Source organism: Streptomyces sp. H27-H5, from assembly GCF_026627505.1.
Taxonomy (GTDB): domain Bacteria; phylum Actinomycetota; class Actinomycetes; order Streptomycetales; family Streptomycetaceae; genus Streptomyces.
This window is the reverse complement of record NZ_JAPNLK010000048.1, coordinates 1-23,387: the sequence shown is the minus strand read 5'-3', so window position 1 is coordinate 23,387 and position 23,387 is coordinate 1. Positions and strand designations below refer to the sequence as shown.

The 23,387-nt window shown below is 73.0% G+C and carries 18 protein-coding genes and 1 pseudogene; 12 read left to right on the top strand and 7 right to left on the bottom strand.

Annotated features, from left to right (window positions below; genetic code table 11):
- Positions 1–108 precede the first annotated feature (108 nt).
- Positions 109–921, top strand: a complete 813-nt coding sequence (locus OTB19_RS23450; RefSeq protein WP_324289532.1) for an SGNH/GDSL hydrolase family protein — start codon at positions 109–111, stop codon at positions 919–921.
- A gap of 12 nt (positions 922–933) precedes the next feature.
- Here the strand turns inward: OTB19_RS23450 and OTB19_RS23445 are convergent, their stop codons facing one another.
- Positions 934–2,619 carry a serine/threonine-protein kinase gene (locus tag OTB19_RS23445; RefSeq protein WP_267800328.1) on the bottom strand — a complete coding sequence of 562 codons (1,686 nt, stop codon included), beginning with the start codon at positions 2,617–2,619 and terminating at the stop codon, positions 934–936.
- A 282-nt stretch (positions 2,620–2,901) separates the two neighbouring features.
- Between OTB19_RS23445 and OTB19_RS23440 the strand changes: the two genes are divergently transcribed.
- Positions 2,902–3,171, top strand: coding sequence for a hypothetical protein (locus tag OTB19_RS23440; RefSeq protein ID WP_267800327.1), 270 nt, complete (start codon positions 2,902–2,904; stop codon positions 3,169–3,171).
- Positions 3,172–3,300: 129 nt separating this feature from the next.
- Here OTB19_RS23440 and OTB19_RS23435 read toward each other — a convergent pair whose 3' ends face one another.
- From OTB19_RS23435 to OTB19_RS23425, 3 genes are all read right to left on the bottom strand, one after another.
- On the bottom strand, positions 3,301–4,512 hold the full coding sequence (locus OTB19_RS23435) for a CaiB/BaiF CoA transferase family protein (protein WP_267800326.1): 1,212 nt from the start codon (positions 4,510–4,512) through the stop codon (positions 3,301–3,303).
- Positions 4,513–4,629: 117 nt separating this feature from the next.
- A complete protein-coding gene (locus OTB19_RS23430) occupies positions 4,630–5,418 on the bottom strand; it encodes an ABC transporter permease (protein ID WP_267800325.1) in 789 nt (262 codons plus the stop codon).
- The gene (locus tag OTB19_RS23425; RefSeq protein ID WP_267800324.1) at positions 5,415–6,401 is read right to left on the bottom strand and encodes an ATP-binding cassette domain-containing protein; all 987 of its coding nucleotides are present in this window, start codon (positions 6,399–6,401) and stop codon (positions 5,415–5,417) included. The genes OTB19_RS23430 and OTB19_RS23425 overlap by 4 nt, the downstream gene beginning before the upstream one ends.
- A gap of 70 nt (positions 6,402–6,471) precedes the next feature.
- Here OTB19_RS23425 and OTB19_RS23420 point away from each other — a divergent pair, with 70 nt between their 5' ends.
- Positions 6,472–7,197, top strand: coding sequence for a TetR/AcrR family transcriptional regulator (locus tag OTB19_RS23420; protein ID WP_267800323.1), 726 nt, complete (start codon positions 6,472–6,474; stop codon positions 7,195–7,197).
- A 51-nt stretch (positions 7,198–7,248) separates the two neighbouring features.
- On the opposite strand, the gene OTB19_RS23415 is transcribed toward OTB19_RS23420, so the two are convergent.
- Positions 7,249–8,409, bottom strand: coding sequence for a type ISP restriction/modification enzyme (locus tag OTB19_RS23415; RefSeq protein WP_420716896.1), 1,161 nt, complete (start codon positions 8,407–8,409; stop codon positions 7,249–7,251).
- A 192-nt stretch (positions 8,410–8,601) separates the two neighbouring features.
- Here OTB19_RS23415 and OTB19_RS23410 point away from each other — a divergent pair, with 192 nt between their 5' ends.
- Complete coding sequence (locus OTB19_RS23410) at positions 8,602–8,778, top strand: hypothetical protein (protein ID WP_267800322.1); 177 nt, start codon at positions 8,602–8,604, stop codon at positions 8,776–8,778.
- A gap of 6 nt (positions 8,779–8,784) precedes the next feature.
- Here the strand turns inward: OTB19_RS23410 and OTB19_RS23405 are convergent, their stop codons facing one another.
- Both OTB19_RS23405 and hmgA read right to left on the bottom strand, forming a co-directional pair.
- Positions 8,785–9,534: a GntR family transcriptional regulator gene (locus OTB19_RS23405; protein ID WP_267800321.1), complete on the bottom strand. Its 750-nt coding sequence runs from the start codon at positions 9,532–9,534 to the stop codon at positions 8,785–8,787.
- A 47-nt stretch (positions 9,535–9,581) separates the two neighbouring features.
- Positions 9,582–10,910, bottom strand: a complete 1,329-nt coding sequence (hmgA, locus tag OTB19_RS23400; RefSeq protein ID WP_267800320.1) for a homogentisate 1,2-dioxygenase — start codon at positions 10,908–10,910, stop codon at positions 9,582–9,584.
- Between the two features lie 343 nt (positions 10,911–11,253).
- Between hmgA and OTB19_RS23395 the strand changes: the two genes are divergently transcribed.
- The 8 genes and pseudogenes from OTB19_RS23395 (at position 11,254) to OTB19_RS23360 (ending at position 23,271) form a co-directional block, all read left to right on the top strand.
- Positions 11,254–13,470, top strand: a complete 2,217-nt coding sequence (locus OTB19_RS23395) for a right-handed parallel beta-helix repeat-containing protein (RefSeq protein WP_267800319.1) — start codon at positions 11,254–11,256, stop codon at positions 13,468–13,470.
- Positions 13,467–14,564, top strand: coding sequence for a hypothetical protein (locus tag OTB19_RS23390; protein WP_324290537.1), 1,098 nt, complete (start codon positions 13,467–13,469; stop codon positions 14,562–14,564). Before OTB19_RS23395 ends, OTB19_RS23390 begins: the two co-directional genes overlap by 4 nt.
- Positions 14,565–14,702: 138 nt before the next feature.
- On the top strand, positions 14,703–16,034 hold the full coding sequence (locus OTB19_RS23385) for a hypothetical protein (RefSeq protein ID WP_267800318.1): 1,332 nt from the start codon (positions 14,703–14,705) through the stop codon (positions 16,032–16,034).
- A gap of 35 nt (positions 16,035–16,069) precedes the next feature.
- Positions 16,070–16,690 (top strand): TetR/AcrR family transcriptional regulator, encoded by a 621-nt coding sequence (locus tag OTB19_RS23380; RefSeq protein ID WP_267800317.1) that lies wholly within the window; start codon positions 16,070–16,072, stop codon positions 16,688–16,690.
- A gap of 113 nt (positions 16,691–16,803) precedes the next feature.
- Positions 16,804–19,000, top strand: a pseudogene (locus OTB19_RS23375) (molybdopterin oxidoreductase family protein).
- A gap of 73 nt (positions 19,001–19,073) precedes the next feature.
- The gene (locus tag OTB19_RS23370; RefSeq protein WP_267800316.1) at positions 19,074–20,654 is read left to right on the top strand and encodes a CitMHS family transporter; all 1,581 of its coding nucleotides are present in this window, start codon (positions 19,074–19,076) and stop codon (positions 20,652–20,654) included.
- 98 nt (positions 20,655–20,752) lie between these two features.
- The gene (locus OTB19_RS23365; protein ID WP_267800315.1) at positions 20,753–22,165 is read left to right on the top strand and encodes an aldehyde dehydrogenase family protein; all 1,413 of its coding nucleotides are present in this window, start codon (positions 20,753–20,755) and stop codon (positions 22,163–22,165) included.
- 26 nt (positions 22,166–22,191) lie between these two features.
- Positions 22,192–23,271: a Zn-dependent alcohol dehydrogenase gene (locus tag OTB19_RS23360; protein WP_267800314.1), complete on the top strand. Its 1,080-nt coding sequence runs from the start codon at positions 22,192–22,194 to the stop codon at positions 23,269–23,271.
- Positions 23,272–23,387: the final 116 nt, after the last annotated feature.

Sequence of the window (23,387 nt, the reverse complement as noted above, 5' to 3'; positions counted from 1 at the left end):
AGATTCCGGCGCAAGCCTGCCCCGAACATTCTTGGCATGGACACTTCCAGAAATGCGCGGCTGCTTGTACCACGGACTCAGGAGTAACCCCCACAAGGAGCCGCACACATGAGCAAGAGAATGTCGCGCTTCGCCGCCCTCACCTCCTCCCTGTTACTCGCCGCGGGCGCCGCCCTGTTCGGCGCCGGTCAGGCGGCCGCCTCCGCCCGGGCCGACTTCGGCTACGTCGCGCTCGGCGACTCGTACTCGTCCGGCGTCGGCGCCGGCAACTACGACGGTTCGAGCGGCAACTGCAAGCGCACCAGCCGCGCCTATCCGGCCCTCTGGGCCGCCGCCCACTCCCCGCAGACCTTCTCCTTCGTCGCCTGCTCCGGTGCCCGAACGGGTGACGTCCTCGCCAACCAACTCGCCCCGCTGAACTCCGGCACCGACCTCGTCAGCATCACCATCGGCGGCAACGACGCCGGTTTCTCCGACGTCATGACGACCTGTGTGCTCCAGTCGGAGTCCACCTGCGTCAACCGCGTCAACCAGGCCAAGGCCTACGTCGACTCCACCCTCCCGGGCAAGCTCGACCAGGTCTACGACGCCGTCTCCGGCCGATCCCCGGGCGCCCACGTGGTCGTCCTCGGCTATCCCCGCTTCTACAAGCTCAACGGATCCTGCGTCACCGGCCTGACGGAGGGTGAACGCGCCGCCATCAACGGCGCGGCCGACTACCTCAACGCCGCCGTCGCCAAGCGGGCCGCCGACCACGGCTTCACCTTCGCCTCGGTCGCCGGCGCCTTCACGGGCCACGAGATCTGCTCCGGCAGCCCGTGGCTGCACAGCGTCAACTGGACCAACATCGGGGAGTCCTACCACCCGACCGCGGCCGGCCAGTCGGGCGGCTACCTGCCGTCCTTCGCCTCCCAGGCCTGACCCGGGCCCCGTCTAGAGCGTGACCCCCGGGCTCGGCGCCGGCGACGGCGTCGGGCCCGGGGAGCCCGGTGAACCGGAAGGACCGGGGGAGGAGGCCCCGCCCGTCGGGGTCTCCTTCTCGCAGGTCACGGAGAACTCCAGCCACGGCGAGGTCACCCGCGCGGGGCCCCGCACCTCCAACCGGACCGCGTCGTCGAGGGTCGCGCCGGCGCGATGGCCCGCCTCGACGTGGTCGACCTGCCGGGTCGTGGCACCGTTCGCCTCGTACGAGAGGTCCTGCCAGCGGGGCTCCGACCCGCCCCGGGTGACCCAGCGGTACTCCAACTCCGCGGGAACCCGCGCCACCTCCACGGTGCCGGTGAAGGCGGGCGCGTCGACCGGGGCCGGCGGGCAACTGCCCACGTAGCGGCCGCGCAGGGTGTGGACGTTCACGATGACCTTCTGCGCGGGCGCTCCGGCGCTCGCCGACGCCGATGCCGAGGCGGAAGCGGAGGGGGAAGGGGAGGGGGCGGTCGAGGCGGACGGCGACGGCGTCGACCGCGTGGCCGCGGGACCCGAACCGCCGGCCCCGCCCGCGGGAGCCCCGGCCGTGTCCCCGTCGTCCTTCCACAGCAGCCAACCCAGCAGGACCAGCGCCAGGAGCAGCACCACGATGCCCACCGTCAGCACCGTTCCGGCCCGCCCCCGCGGGGGCGTCGCCCCCGAGGCGGACACCACCGTCGGCGCCGTGCCCGACCCCGGTGGTACCGGCAGGGGCATCGGCGGCGTCGCGGCCCGGGACCCCGCGTCCCGATCGTGCCCGTGCACGGCCGTCGCCACCGGCCCCGACGAAGACCCCGACACCGGTCCGCCGGCGGCCCGCGCCGTACCCCCCGCGCCGATCACCCGCAGCATCCGGGAAGCCTCCGCCGCCGACAGCCGCTCGGCGGGATCCTTCCGCAACAGCCCCTCCAGCACGGGCTCCAACGCGCCGGCCCGACGCGCCGGGGCCAACTCCTCGTCCACCACCGCCTGCAGCGTGGACAGCGGGGTGTCCCGCCGGAACGGCGAGGCCCCCTCGACGGCCGCGTACAGCAGGACGCCGAGCGACCACAGGTCCGACGCGGGACCCGGCTCGCGGCCCAGAGCCCGCTCCGGGGCCAGGAACTCGGGGGAGCCCACCACCTCGCCGGTCATGGTGATGGCGGAGGAACCCTCCAGGCTCGCGATGCCGAAGTCGCCCAGCACCACCCGGCCGTCATTGGCGACCAGTACGTTGGCGGGCTTGACGTCCCGGTGCAGGACCCCCGACTCGTGCGCGGAGCGCAGCGCGGCCAGTACCTGCTCGCCGATGTGCGCGGCCCGCTGCGGGGGCATGGGCCCCTCGCCCTCCAGCACCTCCGCCAGGGACAGCCCGCGGATCAGCTCCATCACGATCCAGGGACGGCCGCCCTCGCTCGCCACGTCGTACACGGTGACGACCCCGCGGTGCGAGACCCGGGCCGCCGCCCAGGCCTCGCGCTCCAGGCGCCGGTACAACCGCTCCACCTCGGCGGTGTCCAGTCCGGCGGGTGCCCGCACCTCCTTGACGGCGACCTCGCGACCCAGCATCTCGTCGCGAGCCCGCCAGACGATCCCCATGCCGCCGCGACCCAGGGGGCCCAGCAACCGGTACCGGCCGGCGATGACACGCCCGTCCTCATCCGCATTCCCACTCATCCGAGCCCCCCGAACGTGTTACCGGACGATCACTCCAAGTTAGCGCAGTGTGCGCCGTGTGGCCCCTGTCACGACAGGACTCCCCGTATGAACCGGCGCGGCTTCCGAGGGGGCGTCAATTCCGCCCATTCTGTGCGGAGAGTGACGATTGACTCCGGTGAGTAATCGTCAACTCCCCGTAGGTATAGGGGTAATTCACACCACCGGGATACCCGGGCGCGACGCGGGGGCGATAGGGTTAACCTGCCCGGGCCGGGTGCCCTCGTACGGGTGGGGAGAGACATGGAACAGATAGCAATGCGCAGCAGGCCGCCTCGCGTGCCTGCCATCACTTGCGGGAGCAGCGCGACCAGCTCGCGCCTCGACCGCCATCTCGCCGTGCTGGGCGGTCCCGCCGTCCCGCACCACGAGACCGCCGAGGCGACGCTGCTGATGCGCGAGCTCACCGCCCGCGATCACGCGCACGTCCAGCGGAGCCGGAGCGCACGCGTGGCGCTGTTCGCGCCGCTGCGCCGACTGCGTCGCACGCTCTTCGGCAGCCGCCGCTCGTAACTGCCCCCAGAACGCGGCCGGTTGTCCCGGTCGCGCCCACCCGGCCCAGTACGTGTTCCCGGTGTCACCGGTGTCGTCGGTCTCGTCGACGTCATCGGCGCCATCGGTGTTCTTCCGGTGTGGCCCACCTCAGGCGACCACGCCGTCCTGGCGCAGAGCCGTGATCTGCGCGCCCGTCATCCCCAGGGCGCGCAGCAGGGCATCGGTGTGTTCGCCGAGCGCGGGTACCGCACCCATCCGCGCCGGCGCGCCGTCCGGCAGCCCGATCGGCGGCAACAGCGCGCGCAGCGGACCCGCGGGCGATCCGATCTCCCGCCAGCGGTCGCGCGCCGCCAACTGCGGATGCGCCGCCACCTGCGCCACCGAGTTCAGCCGCGCGCAGGCGATGCCCGCCGCCTCCAGCCTCCGGATCGCCTCGTCCGCGTCCAGTGCGGCCAGCGCCCCGGCCACCACCGCGTCGGTCCGCTCCCGGCCCAGGGTGCGGGCCGCGTTCGTCGCGAACGCCGGATCGTCCGCCAACTCCGGCCTCTCCAGCACCTGTTCGGCCAACCGTCGCCACTCGCGGTCGTTCTGGACCGACAGCAGCACCCGGTCCCCCTCCGCGGTCGGGTAGGCGTCGTAGGGTGCGATCACGGCGTGGGCGAGACCGGTCCGCACGGGCTGCTCCCCGCCGTGCATCGTGTGGTGCAGCGGGTGCCCCATCCACTCGGCGAGGGCGTCCAGCATCGACACCTCCACCCGGCCCCCGCGCCCCGTGATCCCGCGGCGCAGGAGCGCGGCGAGCACCCCCGAGAACGCGTACATGGCCGCCGCGATGTCCGCGGCCGGAATCCCCGCCTTGACCGGTCGCTCCGGGGTTCCGGTCACCGACACCAGCCCCGCCTCGCACTGCACGAGCATGTCGTAGGCGCGCTTGTGCGCGTAGGGCCCCTCGGCCCCGTAGCCGGAGACGTCCACGGCCACCAGCCGCGGGTACCGGGCGCACAGCGCGGCCGAGTCCAGCCCGAGCCGGGCGGCGGCCCCCTGGGCGAGGTTCTGGACGAAGACGTCCGCACCGGCGAGCAACGCGTGCAGGACCTCCCGGCCACGCGCGTCCTTCAGGTCGAGCGCCAGCGACTCCTTGCCCCGGTTGGCCCACACGAAGTGCGAGGCCAGGCCCTTCGCGGCGGTGTCGTAGGCACGCGCGAAGTCGCCGCCGTCGGGGCGCTCGACCTTGATCACCCGGGCACCGAGGTCGGCGAGCTGGCGGGTGGCGAAGGGGGCCGAGACGGCCTGTTCGACGGCGACGACGGTGACACCGTCGAGGGGGAGCGGATCCTGGGGGCGTGAGTCGGGGGTCATGGCAGCCTGCCTACCCGGTCCGACCCGGATCTGTCACCCCCCCCGCCCGGCCGCTCCGCCCCTGCTCTCGGTCCTGACCCGTCCCGGTCCCGACGACGTCCCGGTCCCGACCGCGTCTCAGTCCTGACCGCGCGCGAACCGGCGGGTGGCCAGCGGCACGAAGACGGCCAGGATGACGAGCGACCAGAGCAGCGCCCCGGCCACCGGGTGCGCGGCCGGCCAGGCGGCCCCGGCCGCCGGCTCCCCGCCCGGGTTGCCGCACAGGGCGCGCACGGCGCCGGCCACGGCGCTGATCGGGTTCCACTCGGCGACCGTCCGCAGCCAACCGGGCAGTCCGGCGGTCGGCAGGTAGGCGCTGGACAGCATCGGCAGGACGAAGGTGGCGCCGCCGAGTTGACCGGCGGCCTCCTCGCTCTTGCTGAGCAGGCCGAGGTAGGTGCCCACCCAGGCCGAGGCGAAGCGGAAGAGCAGCAGCACCCCGAGGGCCCCCAGCGCGCCCGGTAGCCCGTTCTCGATCCGCCAGCCCATGGCGATCCCCACCAGCATCAGCGGCACCATGGACACCCCCGTCGTCAGCAGGTCGGCGGTGATCTGCCCGAGGGGTACGGCGGTCCGACTCATCGGCAGGGTGCGGAACCGGTCCGTCACCCCACGATGTGCGTCCTGTGCGGCCGTGAACAGGCCCGTCATCAGCCCGTTCGCGGCGGTGGCGGCGAGCAGGCCCGGAAGCAGGAACGCGCGGTACTCGGAACCCGGCATCGCGAGCGCGCTCCCGAACACGTAGCCGAAGAACAGCAGCATCATGATCGGCATGGTCTGGGTGAGCACCAACAGCGCGGGCGAGTGCCGGGCCTTCTGCAACTGGCGGGTGACGACGGCTCCGCCGTCGGACAGCAGGGTGCTCATGCCGCGTGCTCCTTCTCGGGTGAGGCCTCGCGGACCCGGGTGAGGCGCAGGAACACCTCGTCGAGGGTGGGTGGCCGCAGGGTCGCGTCGGTGACCGGGATGCCGGCCGTGTCGAGGGCGCGGATGATCCGCGGCAGGGTCAGCCCGGTGTCGGGCACGGTCACGCCGACGGTGAGGCGTTCCCCGTTCAGGACGGGCCGGCCCCCGGTGAGCCGGTCCAGCACGGCCGCCGCGCCGGTGAGGGCGTCGGGGTGGGTGACGGTGACCTCGGCGTGGGAGCCGATCCGGGACTTGAGTTCGGCCGGGGTGCCGGTGGCGACGGCCCGGCCGCCGTCCACCACCACGATGTCGTCGGCGAGCCGGTCCGCCTCCTCCAGGTACTGGGTGGTGAGGAGCACGGTCGTGCCCCCGCCGCCCGGGCCCTTTGCGCCGACGAGTTCTCGAACCGCGGTCCAGATCCGGTCGCGGGCCGCCGGATCGAGGCCGGTCGTGGGCTCGTCCAGGAACAGCACGCGGGGCCGGGCGATCAACCCCGCGGCCAGGTCCAGGCGCCGCCGCATGCCGCCCGACCAGGTGGAGGCGGTGCGGTCGGCGGCTTCGGTGAGTTCGAAACGTTCCAGCAGTTCGTCGGCGCGGGCCCGGCCGGCGGCCCCGCGCAGCCCGGCGAGGCGGGCGAAGAGCCGGAGGTTCTCCCGGCCGGTGAGGTCTCCGTCCACCGAGGCGTACTGGCCGGTGACCCCTATGTTGCGGCGAACGGCCCCCGGGGCGCGGGTGACGTCGTGCCCGGCGACCAGGGCCCGCCCGGCGGTGGGGGCGGTGAGCGTGGTGAGGATCCGGACCGCGGTGGTCTTGCCGGCGCCGTTGGGGCCCAGGAGCCCGCAGATCGTGCCCTCGGGTACGGCCAGATCGAGCCCGCGCAGGGCGCGCACCTCACCGTAGGACTTCTCCAGACCTTCACTAAGTACAGCGTACGTAGTCGTCATGTGTGGCACCCTACCCCACTGCGTACGGTGTACGTAACTAGGATGGAGGCGACGAACGAGGTGATGAGCGATGACCCCCAGCGGCCGCCCCGCTGAACCCGAAGTGATCTGGGCCCGCCCGCAACGCGCGGGCCGGGGCCCCCGCCCCGCCCACAGCCGCGAGTCGATCGCGGCCGAGGCCGTGCGGATCGCCGACGCGGAAGGGATCGAGGCCGTCTCCATGCGCCGCGTCGCGGCCGGGATCGGGGCCGGGACGATGTCCCTGTACAACTACGTGCCGCGCAAGGAGGACCTGTACGAGCTGATGGTCGACGCCGTCAGCGGGGAGTACGAACTGACCCCGCCCACCGGCGACTGGCGGTCCGACATGCTCGCGCTGGCCGGCCAGACGCGCGACCTGATGCGCCGCCACCCGTGGCTGCCCCGGCTGCTCACCCCGGTCTACGGCTTCAGCCCGCACGCCCTGCGGTACCTGGAACACAGCCTGGCCTGCCTGGAGCCGCTGGACGCGCCCGACGGGCGGAAACTCGAACTGGTCGCCGCCGTCAACGGCACCGTGGCCACCTACGTGGGCGGCGAGTTGGCCCTGGCCGAGCGGGCCCGCGCCCTGCCCTGGAGCGAGGCCGAGGAGCAGGGCGTACGGGCGGCGTGGCTCGGGTCCCGGCTGGCGAGCGGGGACTACCCGCGGCTGGCCGGCGCCCTCACGGCGCTGCCCTCCGTCCCCGCCGACATGGTCGAGCCGGACGAGCTGTTCGACCGCTGGATCACCCGGCTGCTCGGCGCCTGGGGGGCGTGAGCGGGCGGGATCGGGGTCCGCCGCCGCGCTCGGGTTCACCCCCGCTCGGGTTCACAGCAGGGCGAACTGGCCGCCCGGGCCCTCCTCCCGGTGGTCCAACACCGAGGCCGGCCGCCGGGCCCCGCGCGGCGGCGGCAGCACCCCGAGGGCTTCCAACTCGCTGGCCGTGATCGACGGACCGGGCTCGAACGCCGCCCGCTCCGGAGCCAGATCGGCCAGCAGCGCCAGGCTCGTGACCAGCGCCAACAGCTCCGAGGTCCATGACTGCGGCCACTCCCCGGGCCCCAGCGCCTCCAGCCCGTCGACACCGTCCGAGCGGTGCGCGGTCCGGGCGGCGAACCAGGACTCCAACACCCGCTCGCCCTGGGACTCCTGCTCCCACGCTCCCGGCGGCACGGGGGAGATGGTCCCGTCCCCGAGGCCCAGGGTCTCGGTGTCCGGGTCGTACGACAGCTCCTGCGGCCACGCCGTGACCGCCGAGCGGACGTACGGCCGCCGCCCGCCGGGCAGCCGGGGCGGCTCACCGCCGCGCGCCCCGCGCAACTGGACGGTCAGCAGGCGCTGCCCGAGCTCCAGCCCGGCCCGCCAGCGTTCCGGGTCGGCCGCCAGCGGGACCTCGTACGCGCCCCGGGCCCCGGGTCGGCCCGCCGCGAGGACCCAGCACAGCACGTCCTCGGGAGTGACCCAACCGCCGAGCCGCTCGCCGAGCAGGTGCAGCAGACCCGGTGCCAGGTTGGGCTCCGCGGCGCCGGGGCGCCGGTGCAGCGGGCGGATCCGGCCGAGCCGACCGGCCGGGAGATGGGCGGTGACCAGCGGTTCCGGCGTCTCCACGACGAACAGCTGGTGAGCGTCGCGGACCCGCCACAGCTCGGGGCGGGCCCGGTCGATGAGCCGCTGGTCCGGCAGCAGCCACTGCTCGTCGAACGGTGCGGTCAGCACCCGTACGGGGTCCGGGAACGGCCCCGGCGCCTCGGCGAAACGGGCCGTGGACGCGGACCGCTGCCCGGGCAGCGCGGCGGCCCCGGAGGCAGGGGTACGGGCCCGGGTCGGACGGAACAACCTCTCGCGCTCGGCCCCTTCGGCGCCGGCCAGGGCCGTCCAGCGGGCCCGCAGGGTCGAGGGCTCGGGGGCCGTCACCCAGCCCCGCCCCAGACGCAGGGAACCCACGGCCCAGGGCATCAGATCGTCCAGCAGCGGTACGTCGTCGCTCACCCGGCAGATGGTAGCGAGGGGAGGCGACGCCCGGGCCGTGTCCAGGCCGAAGCGTTACGCTCCTTATGGGCGCATCTGTACCGGTGCGCGGACCGAGCCTTTGCATCCCTGCGTGGACGATCCCGTGTGGACCGAACCCTGCGTGGCCGATCCCCGAGTGGACCGACCCCTGTGTGACCGAGGAGACGGCTGATGAGTCAGTACGACGAATACTCGACTCCTTCCCAGGCCGAGGGCGAACGCCTCGACGAGGACATGGACGAGAGGGAGAAGCGTCAACGGCACCCGCAGACCACGCGCACCACCCCGTCACAGGCGGAGGGCGAGCGGGTCGCGGAGGACGACGGGAAGCAGGGATCGGGCGCGTAGACCGGCTCAGTGCGCGTCGACCGTCACCGTGAAGGAGAACCGGTCGCCGCGGTAGCGGATGCGGGCCACGTCCACCACCCGGCCCTCGTCGTCGTACGTCACGCCCGTGTAGTGCAGGATCGGGCTCAGCAGCGGGACCTGGAGCAGCGCCGCCGTCTCCGGGTCCGCGAGCCGCGCCTCGACGGTGTCCGTGATCCGGCTGATCTTCACCCCGACGAGGTCACGGAGGACCTTGGTCATCGGGAACCGTTCCAGGTCGGCCAGATCGATGGACTCGGCCAGCTCCGTGCGGACCGCGTTCTCCGCCCAGTTCGTCGGCTCGCCGCTCACGCTGTCGTGGCGCAGCCGCCGGTACGTGACCAGCTCCGACGTGTCCGGGAAGTGCTCCAGCAGCTCCCCGGACACCGCCGTCCGCTCATGACCGAGAATCGTCGTGCGCTCACCCGACTGCTGGGCCACGATCGCGTCGACCGAACCCAACAACCGCACCGGGGCCCCGCGCCGCGCCCCCGGCTCGATGAACGTTCCGCGCCGCCGGTGCCGACTGATCAGGCCCTCGCCCTCCAACTCCTTGAGGGCTTGGCGCATCGTCAGCACGCTCACCCCGTAGTGCCCGGCCAGCTGCTCCTCGGTGGGCAGGCGCAGCGAGGCGTCCGGGGCGCGCCCCAGTATCGAGGCGCGCAGCGACTGGGACACCTGGTACCAGAGCGGCAACTTCCGGTTCAGTACCAGGGAGTCGGGGGCGAAGGCGGTCACGGGTGGTTCTCCGTACGGCTGGACGTCTGGGTCGGGCGTGCAGAATGTTAGGCGCGGAAGTGGCGCTCCAGACCCCGCCAGACGTCGTCGTATCCGCGCTGAAGGTGCTCGGCGTCCGCCGCCTGGGCGGTGGCGACGATGGGCCAGCGGGTCTCGAACATGAAGGCCAGCCCGTCGTCGATCTTCTGCGGCTTCAGCTCGGCGGCGCTCGCCCGGTCGAAGGTCTCCCGGTCCGGGCCGTGCGCGGACATCATGTTGTGCAGCGAGCCGCCGCCGGGCACGAAGCCCTCGGCCTTCGCGTCGTACGCGCCCTCGATCAGGCCCATGTACTCGCTCATCACGTTGCGGTGGAAGTACGGCGGACGGAAGGTGTCCTCGCCCACCAGCCAGCGCGGGGCGAACACCACGAAGTCCACCCCGGCCAGCCCCGGGGTGTCCGAGGGCGAGGTCAGCACGGTGAAGATCGACGGGTCGGGGTGGTCGTAGGTGATCGAGCCGATGACGTTGAAACGGCGCAGGTCGTACACGTACGGGACGTGCGTGCCGTGCCAGGCGACCACGTCGAGCGGCGAGTGGTCGTACGTGGCCGTCCAGAGGTTGCCGCAGTACTTGTTGACCACCTCGGTCGGTCGGTCGACGTCCTCGTACGCGGCCACGGGCGCCCGGAAGTCCCGCGCGGCGGCCAGGCCGTTGGCGCCGATCGGGCCGAGGTTCGGCAGCTCGAAGGGCTGCCCGTAGTTCTCGCAGACGTAGCCGCGGGCGTCCGCGTCGAGCAGCTCGACGCGGAAGCGGACCCCGCGCGGGATCAGCGCCATCTCGCCAGGCCGGGCGCTGAGCAGGCCCAACTCGGTGCGCAGCAGCAGCCCGCCGCGTTCGGGAACGATCAACAGCTCGCCGTCCGAGCTGCTGAACACCCGGTCCGTCATGGCGGCGTTGGCGGAGTACAGGTGGATCGCCATGCCCGCGCGCTGGGCGGCGTCACCGTTCCCGCCGAGGGTCCACAGGCCGGCCAGGAAGTCGGTGCCGGGTGCCGGCTCGGGCAGCGGGTTCCAGCGGAGCCGGTTCGGATCCGGCACGGTCTCGGTGAAGGGTGCGCTGCGCAGACCGCCGTTGTCGACGCGGGTGAACGGCGGGTGCGCCGCCGAGGGGCGGATCCGGTAGAGCCACGAGCGGCGGTTGTGGGTGCGGGGCTCGGTGAACGCGCTGCCGCTGAGCTGCTCGGCGTAGAGGCCGAGGGGGGCGCGCTGGGGCGAGTTCCGGCCGTGGGGGAGCGCGCCCGGAACGGCCTCCGAGCTGTGCTCGTTGCCGAATCCGGTGAGGTACTCCAGCGCCTCCGCGGTCTTCCTGGCCTGCTCGCTGGTGTCGCCGTCACTCATGGAACGCTCCCGGTCTGCCGTAGGAATCCTATGGGTGACAGTAGGATTCCTGGGTCCCCGCGTCAACGGGGACCTTCCGGCCGGCCCGCGCGCCCCGCCCGAAGAGGCTCCGTTCGGCCGTGTAGAGCCCTGTGCGGCGGCGCCCGGCTCTCACCCCGGCCCCGACCTCGCGCCGCCGGTCCGTGTCCGTGCCCGTGGCCGTGCCTGTGCCTGCGCCCGTGTCCGTGTCCGTGCCCGTGCCCGTGTTCGTGTTCGTGCTCGGACCGGCGGGTTCCGGCGGGTGGCGAACCGATTCGCGTCGAGGGGGGTCCCAAAAGATGAACATTGCTCTACTCTCTCGCGCATGTCGTGGACCCGCAGGTTTCCTGCCGTGCCGGCGGCGCTCCTCGCCGCCCTCCTCGCGTTCCTGTCCCTCCTCGCCGCCGCGCCCGCCGCCCGCGCGCACGAGGAGCGCCCCGTCACCCTCCCCGACGGCAGCGGCTCCGTGCCCGAGTACCGCAAGGCCGAGCCCGACCTCCTGGTGTGCAAGACCGACCGGCCCGCCTTCGAGCGCCGGATAGCGGCCTTCCCGCAGGAACTCAGGCAGCGCAACCTCGCCCTCTACGCACAATGCGAGAAGACCGGCTTCCGTCACCTCCAGGAGGCCGTGGACGCCGTGAACCGGCCGGGGATGAACATCGCGATCCTGCCCGGCCTGTACGAGGAGGAGCCCTCGCTCCCCAAGCCCACGGGGGAGTGCGCCACGTTGAAGGCGCCCAACTCCTCGCTCGGCTACCAGATCCTGTCCTACGAGCAGCAGGAGCGGTGCCGGCACAACCAGAACCTCGTCGCGATCCTCGGCAAGACGAACCTCCAGATCGAGGGCACGGGCGCGTCCCGCCAGGACGTGGTCATCGACGCCAAGTACCAGAAGCTGAACGCCATCCGCGCCGACAAGTCCAACGGCATCTACTTCCGCAACTTCACCGCCCAGCGCACCACCTTCAACTCGCTGTACGTGCTCGCCGGCGACGGCTTCGTCATCGACGACGTACTGACCCGCTGGAACGACGAGTACGGCTTCCTGACCTTCGCGAGCGACCACGGCCTCTACAAGAACTGCGAGTCCTACGGCAACGGGGACTCCGGCATCTACCCCGGCAGCGCCTCCGACATCAACGACGGCCGCGGCTACGACGTCCCCCGCTACTCCATCGAGATCACCGGCTGCCGCAGCCACCACAACATGGTCGGCTACTCGGGCACGGCCGGGGACTCCGTCTGGGTCCACGACAACGAGTTCGACCAGAACATGGGCGGCGCGTCGATGGACAGCGCCTTCCCCGGCCACCCCGGACTCCCGCAGAACCACGCCCGGTTCGAGCGGAACCTGATCCACGACAACAACCAGGACTACTACCGTCACGTCGCCGACGGCACCTGCGCCAAACCGCCCATCGAACGCGGCTACGAGCAGGGCGTGGTCTGCCCGCAGATCTCCATGCCCCCGGGCACCGGCATCATCACCGCCGGCGGGAACTGGAACCTGTACGAGGGCAACTGGGTGTACGGCCACCAGCGCGCCGGATTCTTCCTGAGCGCCGTCCCCGCCTTCATCCGCGGCGAGGAGGCGTGGGACAAGCAGGCCGACACCTCCCACCACAACCGCTACGCCGCCAACATCCTCGGCAAGGACAAGTCCGGGGCCTCCCGCCCCAACGGCATGGACGTCTGGTGGGACGGACAGGGCAGGGGCAACTGCTGGCAGGACGGCCCGGACGGTTCCACCCCCGGCACCCTGCCCGAGTGCGGCGAGCGTCGCGGCGCCGTCTCCGGCGGCTCCGCGCGCCTCGCCGGCGAACCGGTCAAGCTCGTCCAACTGCTGGTCTGCGCCGACTACAACGTCCAGGCCCGCAAGCTCCCGGCGGGCTGCGACTGGTACGGCGCACGAGGCCTGGAACGGGTCGAGACCCAGCTCGCGCTGGCGGTCGCGGCCGTTCTGCTGCTGGTCGGCGGAGTCCTGTGGTGGCGCCGGCTGCGCGGCTCCCGAGGAGGGACGATCGCCTCGCTGCTCGGCCTGGCCGGGCTGTGCCTGGACGTGGCCGGTTCCACCACGGCCCTCACCCCCACCTTCGTGCCGGCCCTGGCCCTGCTCCTCCTGGGGCTGTGGTGGACGGGGGTCTGGCTGGTCCTGCGCGCCGACCGGCCGTGGCTCGCCCGGCTCACCCTGCTGCTGGCCGCCCTGACCCTGCTCGACGCCTTCGACAGGGCCGTCCTGATGATCCCCTGGATCCCGCTCGGACCCGCCTGGGCACGGGCGCTCGTCACGGTGGTGTGGGTGCTCTGGGCGGTCGTCGCCTCGGCCCGTCCGGGCACGCCGGCCCGCCCGACCGGCCCCGGCGGCGACTCCGACGGAGACCGCGCCCCGGCCCCCGACGGCCCGCCCCCGGCCCTGAGCACCGCAGCCGCCCCCCACTCCCCGGCCGACCCCCGCTCCGCGGCCACCACCGGAGGCCCGGCCGCCGGCACCGGAGGCCCGGCCACCGCCGAGCCCCCGGCCACCGCCGGAGGCCCGCAGTGAGCCGAGACCCCGCCGACGGCACCCGCTGCGACGCCTGCCCGGCCCCGCCCCGCGCGGACCGCCCGTCCGGCACGCCCTGGTCGCGCCGCCCACCCCGCACGGTCTGGTCGCCCCGCGCGGGCCGCCCGTCCGACACGGGCCGGCCGTCACGCACCGACCGGGCGTCCCGCACCGACCGTCCGGCCCGCACGGACCGGCAGCGAGGCGCGGACCGCCGACCTCGGCGCACGGCCCGCACCGCGGCCCTGGTCGCCGTGCTCCTGCTGCTCGCCGGTGGCATGGCGACGGGCTGCGGAGGTCGGGCCACCACCCACCACAAACCCGGCACCAGCCACGAACAGGCCTCGGGTGACGTGGGCATCCTCCTCGTCACCCAGGACGGCACCGGCCACCGCCTCCGGCAGGTCCCGGCCCAGGGCGCGCCCGAGGTACGGCTCACCACCCGGCCCGACTCGGAGGACGGCTGGAACCTCCAACTGGTCATGAAGAACTTCCGCTTCACGCCCGACAGCGCCGGCGGCGCGGCCCTCCCCGGCGCCGGCCACGCCCACCTGGAACTGGACGGGCGCAAGCTGGCCCGGGTGTACGGCCCCTGGTACCACCTGCCCGCGGCGCAGGTGCCCGAGGGCGCGCACACCCTGACCGTCCGCCTGTACGCCGACGACCACACCGCCTGGGCCGTCGGCGGCAAGGCGGTCGAGGCCACCGCCGAGCTGACCGGCGGCCCGCCGGGCCAGGGATCCCACAGCCACGCCGCCCCCACCCCGACGGCATCACCCCAAACACCCCAGGCATCGCCCCCGACGCCGCGCGGCTCCGAGGCCCCGGACGCCGACCGGACGGTCACCGTCGTCGTCCGGGACGGCAAGGTCGTCCCCGCCCCCGGCCGCGTCGAGGTGAAGCGCGGCGAGCGGGTCGCCCTGCGCGTCACCAGCGACCGGGCGGACACCCTGCACGTCCACGGCTACGACAAGGAACTCGCCCTGCCCGCAGGCCAGGAGGCCACCCTGATCCTGACGGCCGACCGCACCGGGCTCTTCGAGGTCGAGACCCACGAGAGCGACCTCGCCCTCACCCAGCTCCTCGTCCGATGACCCCACCCCGACTCGCGGACCTGTCCCTCGGCCCAGGCCTGCCCCTCGGACCGGACCTGCCCCCGGCCCTGCCCCTCGGCCCGGGCACCGGCGGCTGCCCTGGCCCGTGCGCGGGGGGGCGGTCGCGCTGGCCAGGACGTGGTCCCGTACCTGGCCGATCCGTCGACCACCCTGCTCGCACACGGGATCGGATCCCAGCACGATCTGCCGATCTCTCCCTTCTATGCCTTCGCCGGTGCCTTCGCCGCGCTGTTCGTCTCCTTTCTCGCACTCGGTCTGCTCTGGTCCACGTCCCGCTTCCGGGGTGCCCGTTCGGGCCTCGCCCTGCCCGTCCGGTTCCAGCGGGTGGCCGACGCGCCGGCCACCCGCACCACCCTGCGCGGGCTCGGTCTCGCCGCCGCCCTCGCCCTGCTGCTCCACCTCCTCCTCGGTCCCGACGACCCCGCCCGCAACCCCGCTCCCGGCGCCGTCTACGTCCTGCTCTGGGTCGGACTCGTCCCGGCCTCCCTCCTCCTCGGCCCCGTATGGCGCCTGGTCAACCCGCTCCGCACCCTCCACCGACTCGCCGTCGCCCTGCGCCGCCGCGCCCCCCACCGGCCACTGACCGACCGGCCACCGACCGACCGACCGCTGCCCGCCCGGCTCGGCCAATGGCCCGCCGCGGTCGGGCTGTTCGGCTTCACCTGGCTGGAGCTCGTCGCCCCGGATCCCGCATCCACCACCACCCTCCTGATCGCCCTCGGCTGCTTCGTCGTCGGTCAACTGGCCCTCGCCGCCCGCTACGGCGAGAAGTGGTTCGCCGACGGGGACCCCTTCGAGGCCTACTCAGATCTCCTCGCCAGACTCTCCCCCCTCGGCCGTCGCACCGACGGCCGGCTGGTCCTCCGCAACCCGTTCCACGGACTCGACGCGACGCCCGAGCGGCCCGGACTCGTCGCCGTCGTCTGCGTCCTGCTCGGCTCCACCGCCTACGACGGCTACTCCGACAACCCCTCCTGGATCAACGCCATTCAGACCTCCCCCTTCGGCCGCACTCCCACGGCCACCCTCGGACTCCTCGGTTCCATCGCCCTCGTCGCCGCCCTGTACTGCCTGTGCGCCGCGGCCACCCGCCTCGTCAGCGGCCCGCACCCCCGCCCGCTGACGGCCTTCGCGCACTCACTCGTGCCGATCGCGCTCGGCTATCTCGTCGCCCACTACCTCTCCCTCCTCGTCACCGAAGGACCACGCACAGTAATCATGGCAGTGGGCACTGACAACGCCTCGGAACCCTTGTCACCACTGGGTCCAGGCGGCCTCGCGGCCCTCCAGGTGATCGCCGTCGTCACCGGACATGTACTCGGAGTGATCGCCGCACACGACCGGTCCGTGCGCCTCTTCCCGCCCGCCAAGGCCGTGGCCGGCCAACTGCCCCTGCTCGCGCTGATGATCACGTACACCATCGGTGGCCTCAGCCTCCTGCTGACCTGAGGCCACCGGCCCGAGCGGAAGCCGGGAACGGCATGATGGACCCCGTGCCCCCCGCCCACCCGATGCGCCGGACCCCGATCCAGCAGCGCAGCGCCGACCGGCTCGCCCGGATCCTCGACGCCTGCGCGGAACTCCTGGACGAGACCGGGTACGAGAACCTCAGCACCCGCGCCGTGGCCCTGCGCGCCGGAGTGCCCATCGGCTCCGTCTACCGCTTCTTCGGGAACAAGCGAGCCATGGCCATCGCCTTGGCCCACCGCAACCTCGACCGTTACGCCGACGGCATCGAGGAACGGCTGGCCGCCCTTCCGGCCGGCCACTGGCGGCCCGTCGTCGACGCCGTCCTGGACGAGTACCTCGCGATGAAGCGCAGCGTGCCCGGATTCGCGCTCGTCGACTTCGGGGTGCCCGCGCCGCCTCCCGAGGGCCCGGCCGCCGACCCCAACCACCTGGTTGCCGTACGGCTCACGGAACTGCTCTCCCGCCACCTCGGTCGCACCCGCGACGCCACCCTCGAACGGGCCGTGCTGGTGGCGGTCGAGGCCACCGACGCGCTCATCCAGCTGGCCTTCCGCGTGGACCCCGCCGGTGATCCGGGGATCGTCGCCGAAACCCGGGCGATGATGCAGGCCTACCTGGCCCGCGTGCTGGACTGAGCCCGCGAGGCCCGCAACCGCCGCGAACGCACCCCTCCCCAACCTCCCTACCGGTCGGTATGCTCGACCCGCCCGTGTGCCCGCACCGCAGCCTGCCGTCCCCAGGAGCGACCATGCCCCGCACCGCCCTGCGCATCTGCCCCCTCTGTGAAGCCACCTGCGGCCTCACGCTCACCATCGAGGGCACCACCGTCACCGGCGCCCGCGGCGATCGGGACGATGTGTTCAGCCGTGGCTTCATCTGCCCCAAGGGGGCCGCCTTCGGCGCCCTCGACGCCGATCCGGACCGGCTGCGCACCCCTCTCGTACGCCGCGACGGCTGGCTGCGCGAAGCGAGTTGGGAAGAGGCGTACGAGGTTCGCCGCGGCCGTGCCCGCCCTCGTGCGGGAACACGGAGCCCAGTCCGTCGGCGTCGTCCTCGGCAACCCGAACGTCCACACCATGGCCGGAGCCCTCTACCCGCCGCTCCTCCTCAAGGCCCTCGGCACCCGTAACCTCTTCACCGCCAGCACCCTGGACCAGATGCCCAAGCACGTGTCCAGCGGTCTGCTCTTCGGCGACCCGTTCGCCATCCCGGTCCCCGACCTCGACCGCACCGACTTCCTCCTGCTCCTCGGCGCGAACCCGGTCGAGTCCAATGGCTCCCTGTGCACCGCCCCGGACTTCCCCGGCCGGCTCAAGGCCCTGCGTGCCCGCGGCGGCACCCTGGTCGTCGTCGATCCGCGGCGCACGCGCACCGCCGTGCTGGCCGACCGGCACCTCGCACCGCGCCCCGGCAGCGACGCCCTGCTGCTGGCCGCACTCGCACACACCCTGCTCGCCGAGGGACTCGCGGCCCCGGGGGCGGCGGGGGAGCGGGCCGAGGGCCTCGGGGAACTCGCCGACGCCCTCGCCCGTTTCACTCCCGAGGCCGTCGCCCCGGCCTGCGACCTGACCGCCGATGAGATCCGTTCCCTCGCCCGGGAACTGGCGGCCGCGCCCACCGCCGCCGTGTACGGACGCATCGGCAGCTGCACAGCCGAGTACGGAACCCTCGCCAGCTGGCTGATCGACGTACTGAACATCCTCACGGGCAACCTCGACCGCCCGGGCGGGGCGCTCTTCCCCCTCTCGGCGACCGACCGCGCGCCCCGACCCGCGCGTCCGGGCAAGGGGTTCGATCTCGGCCGCTGGCGCAGTCGGGTCAGCGGGCACCCGGAAGCCAAGGGTGAACTGCCCACCGCCGCCCTGGCCGAGGAGATCGAGACGCCGGGCGACGGGCGGATCCGGGCCCTGATCGCCATCGCCGCCAACCCCGTGCTGTCCGCCCCCGACGGCCGGCGCCTCGACGCGGCCCTGGCCGGCCTCGACTTCATGATCAGCGTCGATCCGTACCTCAACGAGACCTCGCGCCACGCCCACGTCGTCCTGCCCCCGCCGCCGCCCTCGCAGTCCGCCCACTTCGACTTCGCCTTCAACGCGTTCGCCGTGCGCAACCAGGCCCGCTACTCGCCACGCGCCGTGCCCCTCGAAGAAGGCCGCATGGACGAGTGCGAGGTCCACGCGCGCCTGATCCTCGCGGTGTCCGGGCTACACGGGGCATCGCCGGACGTCCTCGACGACCGCGTCATCGCCGACACCCTCGTCCGAGAGGTCGCCGATCCCCACTCTCCGCTCTTCGGCGGGGACCCGCAGCGGGAGGCGCGGGCACTGACGGGCAGCACCGGACCCGAGCGGCGGCTCGACATGATGCTGCGACTCGGACCGTACGGCCTCACGCTCGACGAGCTGCGGAAGCGCCCGCACGGCATCGACCTGGGTCCCCTGAGCCCCAGGCTCCCGGGCGTGCTCAAGACCCGCAGCGGCCGGATCGAACTGCTCCCGGGCCCGATCGTGGCCGAACTCCCCAGGCTGCGCGAGGCGCTCGCCGAACGCCCCGCCGGCCTGGTGCTCGTGGGCCGCCGCCATCTGCGATCGAACAACAGCTGGTTGCACAACGTCCCGGCCCTGGTCGGAGGTTCCAACCGATGCACCCTCCAGGTCCATCCGCAGGACGCGGACCGACTGGGCCTCACCGACGGCGGCCGGGCCCGGATCACCGCCGACGGCGGCAGTCTGGAAGTTCCGGTAGAGATCACCGACGCCGTCCGCACCGGCGTCGTCAGCCTCCCGCACGGCTGGGGCCACGACCGCGCCGGCTCCCGACTCTCGGTGGCCAGGGCCGTGCCCGGAGCCAATGTGAACCAGCTGCTCGACGGCAGCCGGCTCGACCCGCTGTCCGGCACCGCCGTGCTCAACGGATTCCCGGTCGAACTGGCACCTCTGCCCTGAGCTGGGGTTTTGCTCGTATTGCTCACGCGTCGACGTCTTGTTGGCACCTCAGGGAGGCGCCTACGTTCCCAGCATGCTGACCTTCCTCGGCTTCGCCATGATCGCGACCTTCCTGGTTCTGATCATGCTGAAGAAAATGTCGCCCATCGCGGCGCTCGTGCTCATCCCCGCGCTCTTCTGCGTCTTCGCCGGACAGGGTGCGCAGTTGGGCGACTACGTCATCGACGGAGTCGGCAAACTCGCGCCGACGGCCGCGATGCTGATGTTCGCCATCGTCTACTTCGGCGTGATGATCGACGTCGGCCTCTTCGATCCGATCGTGCGCGGCATCCTGCGCTTCTGCAAGGCGGACCCGATGCGGGTCGTGGTCGGTACCGCGGTGCTCGCCGCGATCGTGTCGCTCGACGGGGACGGTTCGACCACCTTCATGATCACGGTCTCGGCCATGTACCCGCTCTACAAGCGCCTCGGCATGAGCCTCGTGGTCATGACCGGCGTCGCGGCCACCGCCAACGGCGTCATGAACACTCTCCCCTGGGGCGGCCCCACGGCCCGCGCCGCCACCGCCCTCAAGCTCGACGCCGCCGACGTCTTCGTCCCGATGATCCCCGCGCTGGCGGCCGGGCTGTTCTTCGTGTTCGTCCTCGCGTACGTCCTCGGCGTGAAGGAGCGACGCCGGGTCGGGCTGCTCGTCATGCCCGGCGCGCAGGAGCAGGGCGCGCAGGACGGGAAGGACGTACAGGACAAGGACGCGCAGGAGCAGGGCGCGGAGCCGGGGGTGGAGCTGATCGAAGGGGAGCCCGTCACGGTCACGGCGGGAGTGGGCGCCGGAGCGACCCAGGCCTCCGCCGCCCCCGTTGCCGACGGTGGAGCCGGCCAAGGCGCCTCGGGCCCCGGCGGCCCCGGTGGGACGCCCGCACCCGCACTCACCGCTCCGGACGCACACACGGACGCACACACGGACGCACCCACGGCCACGACCACCGCCCCCGCCCCTGACGACGACGACGGTTTCCGGGGGCTCGATCCGAACCGCGCGACGCTCCGCCCCCGTCTCTACTGGTTCAACGCCGGGCTGACCGTCGCCCTCCTCACCGCGATGATCATGCAGTTGTTGCCCATCCCGGTGCTCTTCCTCCTCGGCGCGGCCCTCGCCCTCACGATCAACTTCCCCCACATGCCCGACCAGAAGGCCCGGATCGCCGCCCACGCCGACAACGTCCTCAACGTCGCGGGCATGGTCTTCGCCGCTGCGGTCTTCACCGGCGTCCTCACCGGTACCGGCATGGTCAAGCACATGGCCGACTGGCTCGTCGGCGCGATTCCCGAGGGAATGGGACCGCACATGGCCCTGGTCACGGGCCTGCTCAGCCTGCCCCTGACCTACTTCATGTCGAACGACGGCTTCTACTTCGGGGTCCTGCCCGTACTGGCCGAGGCCGGCGCCGCGCACGGCGTCTCGCCGCTGGAGATCGCCCGCGCGTCCCTGGTCGGCCAGGCCCTGCACATGTCCAGCCCGCTGGTTCCGGCCGTCTACGTCCTCGTCGGCATGGCCAAGGTCGAGTTCGGCGATCACACCCGATTCACCGTGAAATGGGCGGCCCTGACCTCTCTGGTGGTCCTGGCGGCGGGGATGCTTTTCGGCATCATCTGATCCCGGCCGCCTCTGGCGCCCACAAAACTACCGACGCTAGTTTGTAGGGTGTTGGCGAGGTCAGGTCTACGCGCTCGTGCGTGTTCGGGAGGAAAGCCATGAAGGCCCACGACGGGATGTACATCGGCGGCGTCTGGCGACCGGCCGTCGGACGCGAGCGGATCGAGGTCGTCAACCCCGCCGACGAACAGGTACTCGCCTCGGTCCCGGCCGGTACCGCCGAGGACGTGGACGAGGCCGTACGCGCGGCACGCGCGGCCTTCCCCGGCTGGGCGGCCACGCCGCCGGTCGATCGGGCGGCCCTGGTCGGGGCCCTGCGCGACGTGCTGGTCCGCCGCAAGAAGGAGATCGCGGAGACGATCTCCGCGGAACTCGGCGCCCCGCTCGGCTTCGCGGAGGCCGTACACGTGGGGTCGCCGATCGCGGTCGCGGGCTCGTTCGCCGAACTCGGCGCCTCGTACGCCTTCGAGGAGCGGCTCGGGAACTCCACGGTGCTGATGGAGCCCGTCGGCGTGGTCGGAGCCATCACGCCCTGGAACTACCCGCTGCACCAGGTCGTTGCCAAGGTGGCACCCGCTCTCGCCGCCGGCTGCACCCTCGTCCTCAAGCCGGCGGAAGACACCCCGCTGACCGCACAGCTCTTCGCCGAAGCCGTGCACGAGGCGGGCATACCGGCCGGGGTCTTCAACCTGGTGACCGGCACCGGCCCGGTCGCCGGCCAGGCGCTGGCCGCGCACGAGGGAGTCGACCTCGTCTCCTTCACCGGCTCGACCGCCGTCGGCCGGCAGATCGGCGCCACCGCCGGCGCCGCGATCAAGCGCGTCGCCCTCGAACTGGGCGGCAAGTCGGCCAACGTCATCCTGCCCGGCGCCGACCTGGCCAAGGCCGTCGCCGTGGGCGTCGGCCACGTCATGAACAACTCCGGCCAGAGCTGCAACGCGCTCACCCGGATGCTCGTCCACCGGGACCAGTACGAGGAGGCCGTCGCGCTCGCGGCCGACGCCATCGCCAAGTACCCCACCGGCGACCCCCGCGAGCAGGGCACCCGCCTCGGCCCGGTGGTCAACGCCAAGCAGCGCGACCGCGTCCGCGCGTACATCGTCAAGGGGGTCGAGGAGGGGGCACGCCTCGTCGCGGGCGGGCCCGACGCGCCTCACGACCAGGGGTACTTCATCGCCCCGACCCTCTTCGCCGACGTCACCCCCGACATGACCATCGCCCAGGAGGAGATCTTCGGCCCCGTGCTGTCGATCCTCCCGTACGAGGACGAGGACGACGCCCTGCGCATCGCGAACGGCACCGTGTACGGCCTCGGCGGAGCCGTCTGGGCGGCGGACGCGGAGACCGCGACGGCCTTCGCCCGCCGCATGGACACCGGTCAGGTGGACATCAACGGCGGTCGCTTCAACGTGCTCGCGCCCTTCGGCGGCTACAAGCAGTCCGGCGTGGGACGCGAGTTGGGTCCGCACGGCCTGGGCGAGTACCTCCAGACCAAGTCCCTGCAGTTCTGAATCCCGGAAGTACGGAGACGACGACCATGGTCCGCGCCGCCATCCTGCCCGCCGTCGGAGCCCCGCTGGAGATACGGGAGATCGTGCTGCCCGAACCCGGCCCCGGTCAGGTCCGGGTGCGGCTCGCCGCAGCCGGGGTCTGCCACTCCGACCTTTCCCTCAGCAACGGCACCATGCGGGTTCCCGTCCCGGCCGTCCTCGGCCACGAGGGTGCGGGCACGGTCCTGGCCGTCGGGGAGGGCGTCACCCACGTCGCCCCCGGCGACGGGGTGGTGCTCAACTGGGCCCCGTCCTGCGGGGCGTGCCACCACTGCCTGATCGGCGAGGTCTGGCTCTGCACCCAGGCGCTGGCCGGGGTCGGTACGGTCCACGCCCACGACGCCGACGGCACCGAGCTGCACCCCGGGCTGAACGTGGCCGCCTTCGCGGAGGAGACCGTGGTCGGGGCGAACTGTGTGTTGCCCGCACCCGCGGGGATCCCGCTCGCCGAGGCAGCCCTGCTCGGCTGCGCCGTCCTCACCGGCTACGGAGCCGTCCACCACAGCGCCCAGGTTCGCCCGGGGGAGTCGGTGGCCGTCTTCGGCGTCGGCGGTGTCGGTCTGGCCGCCCTCCAGGCGGCCCGCATCGCGCAGGCGGGTCCGATCGTGGCCGTCGACGTCTCACCGGCGAAGGAGGAGCTGGCGCGCGCCGCCGGTGCCACGGAATTCGTCCTCGCGTCGGAGACCACCGCCAAGCAGATCCGCGCGCTGACCGGGGGCCGGGGCGCGGACGTGGCGATCGAGTGCGTCGGCCGGGCGGCAACCATTCGCGGCGCGTGGGACGCGACGCGTCGCGGCGGTCGCACCACGGTCGTCGGCATCGGCGGCAAGGAGCAGCAGGTCACCTTCCACGCGTTGGAGATCTTCCACTTCGCCCGGACCCTCACCGGCTGCGTCTACGGCAACAGCGACCCGGCCCGCGACCTCCCGGTGATCGCGGACCACGTCCGGGCCGGCCGGTTGGACCTCGGCGCGCTCGTCACCGACCGGATCACCCTCGACGGCATCCCGGCCGCGTTCGACGCGATGCTGGCGGGCAAGGGCGGCCGCTCGCTGGTCATCTTCTGACCGGAGCCGGAGCCGGAGCCGGAGCCGGAGCCGGAGCCCGAGCGAACGGGGGCGGGGGCGGAGTGGACGGTCCGGAGCGGGCCGAGACCCGCCCCCGCCCCCGTTCGCTCGGGCTC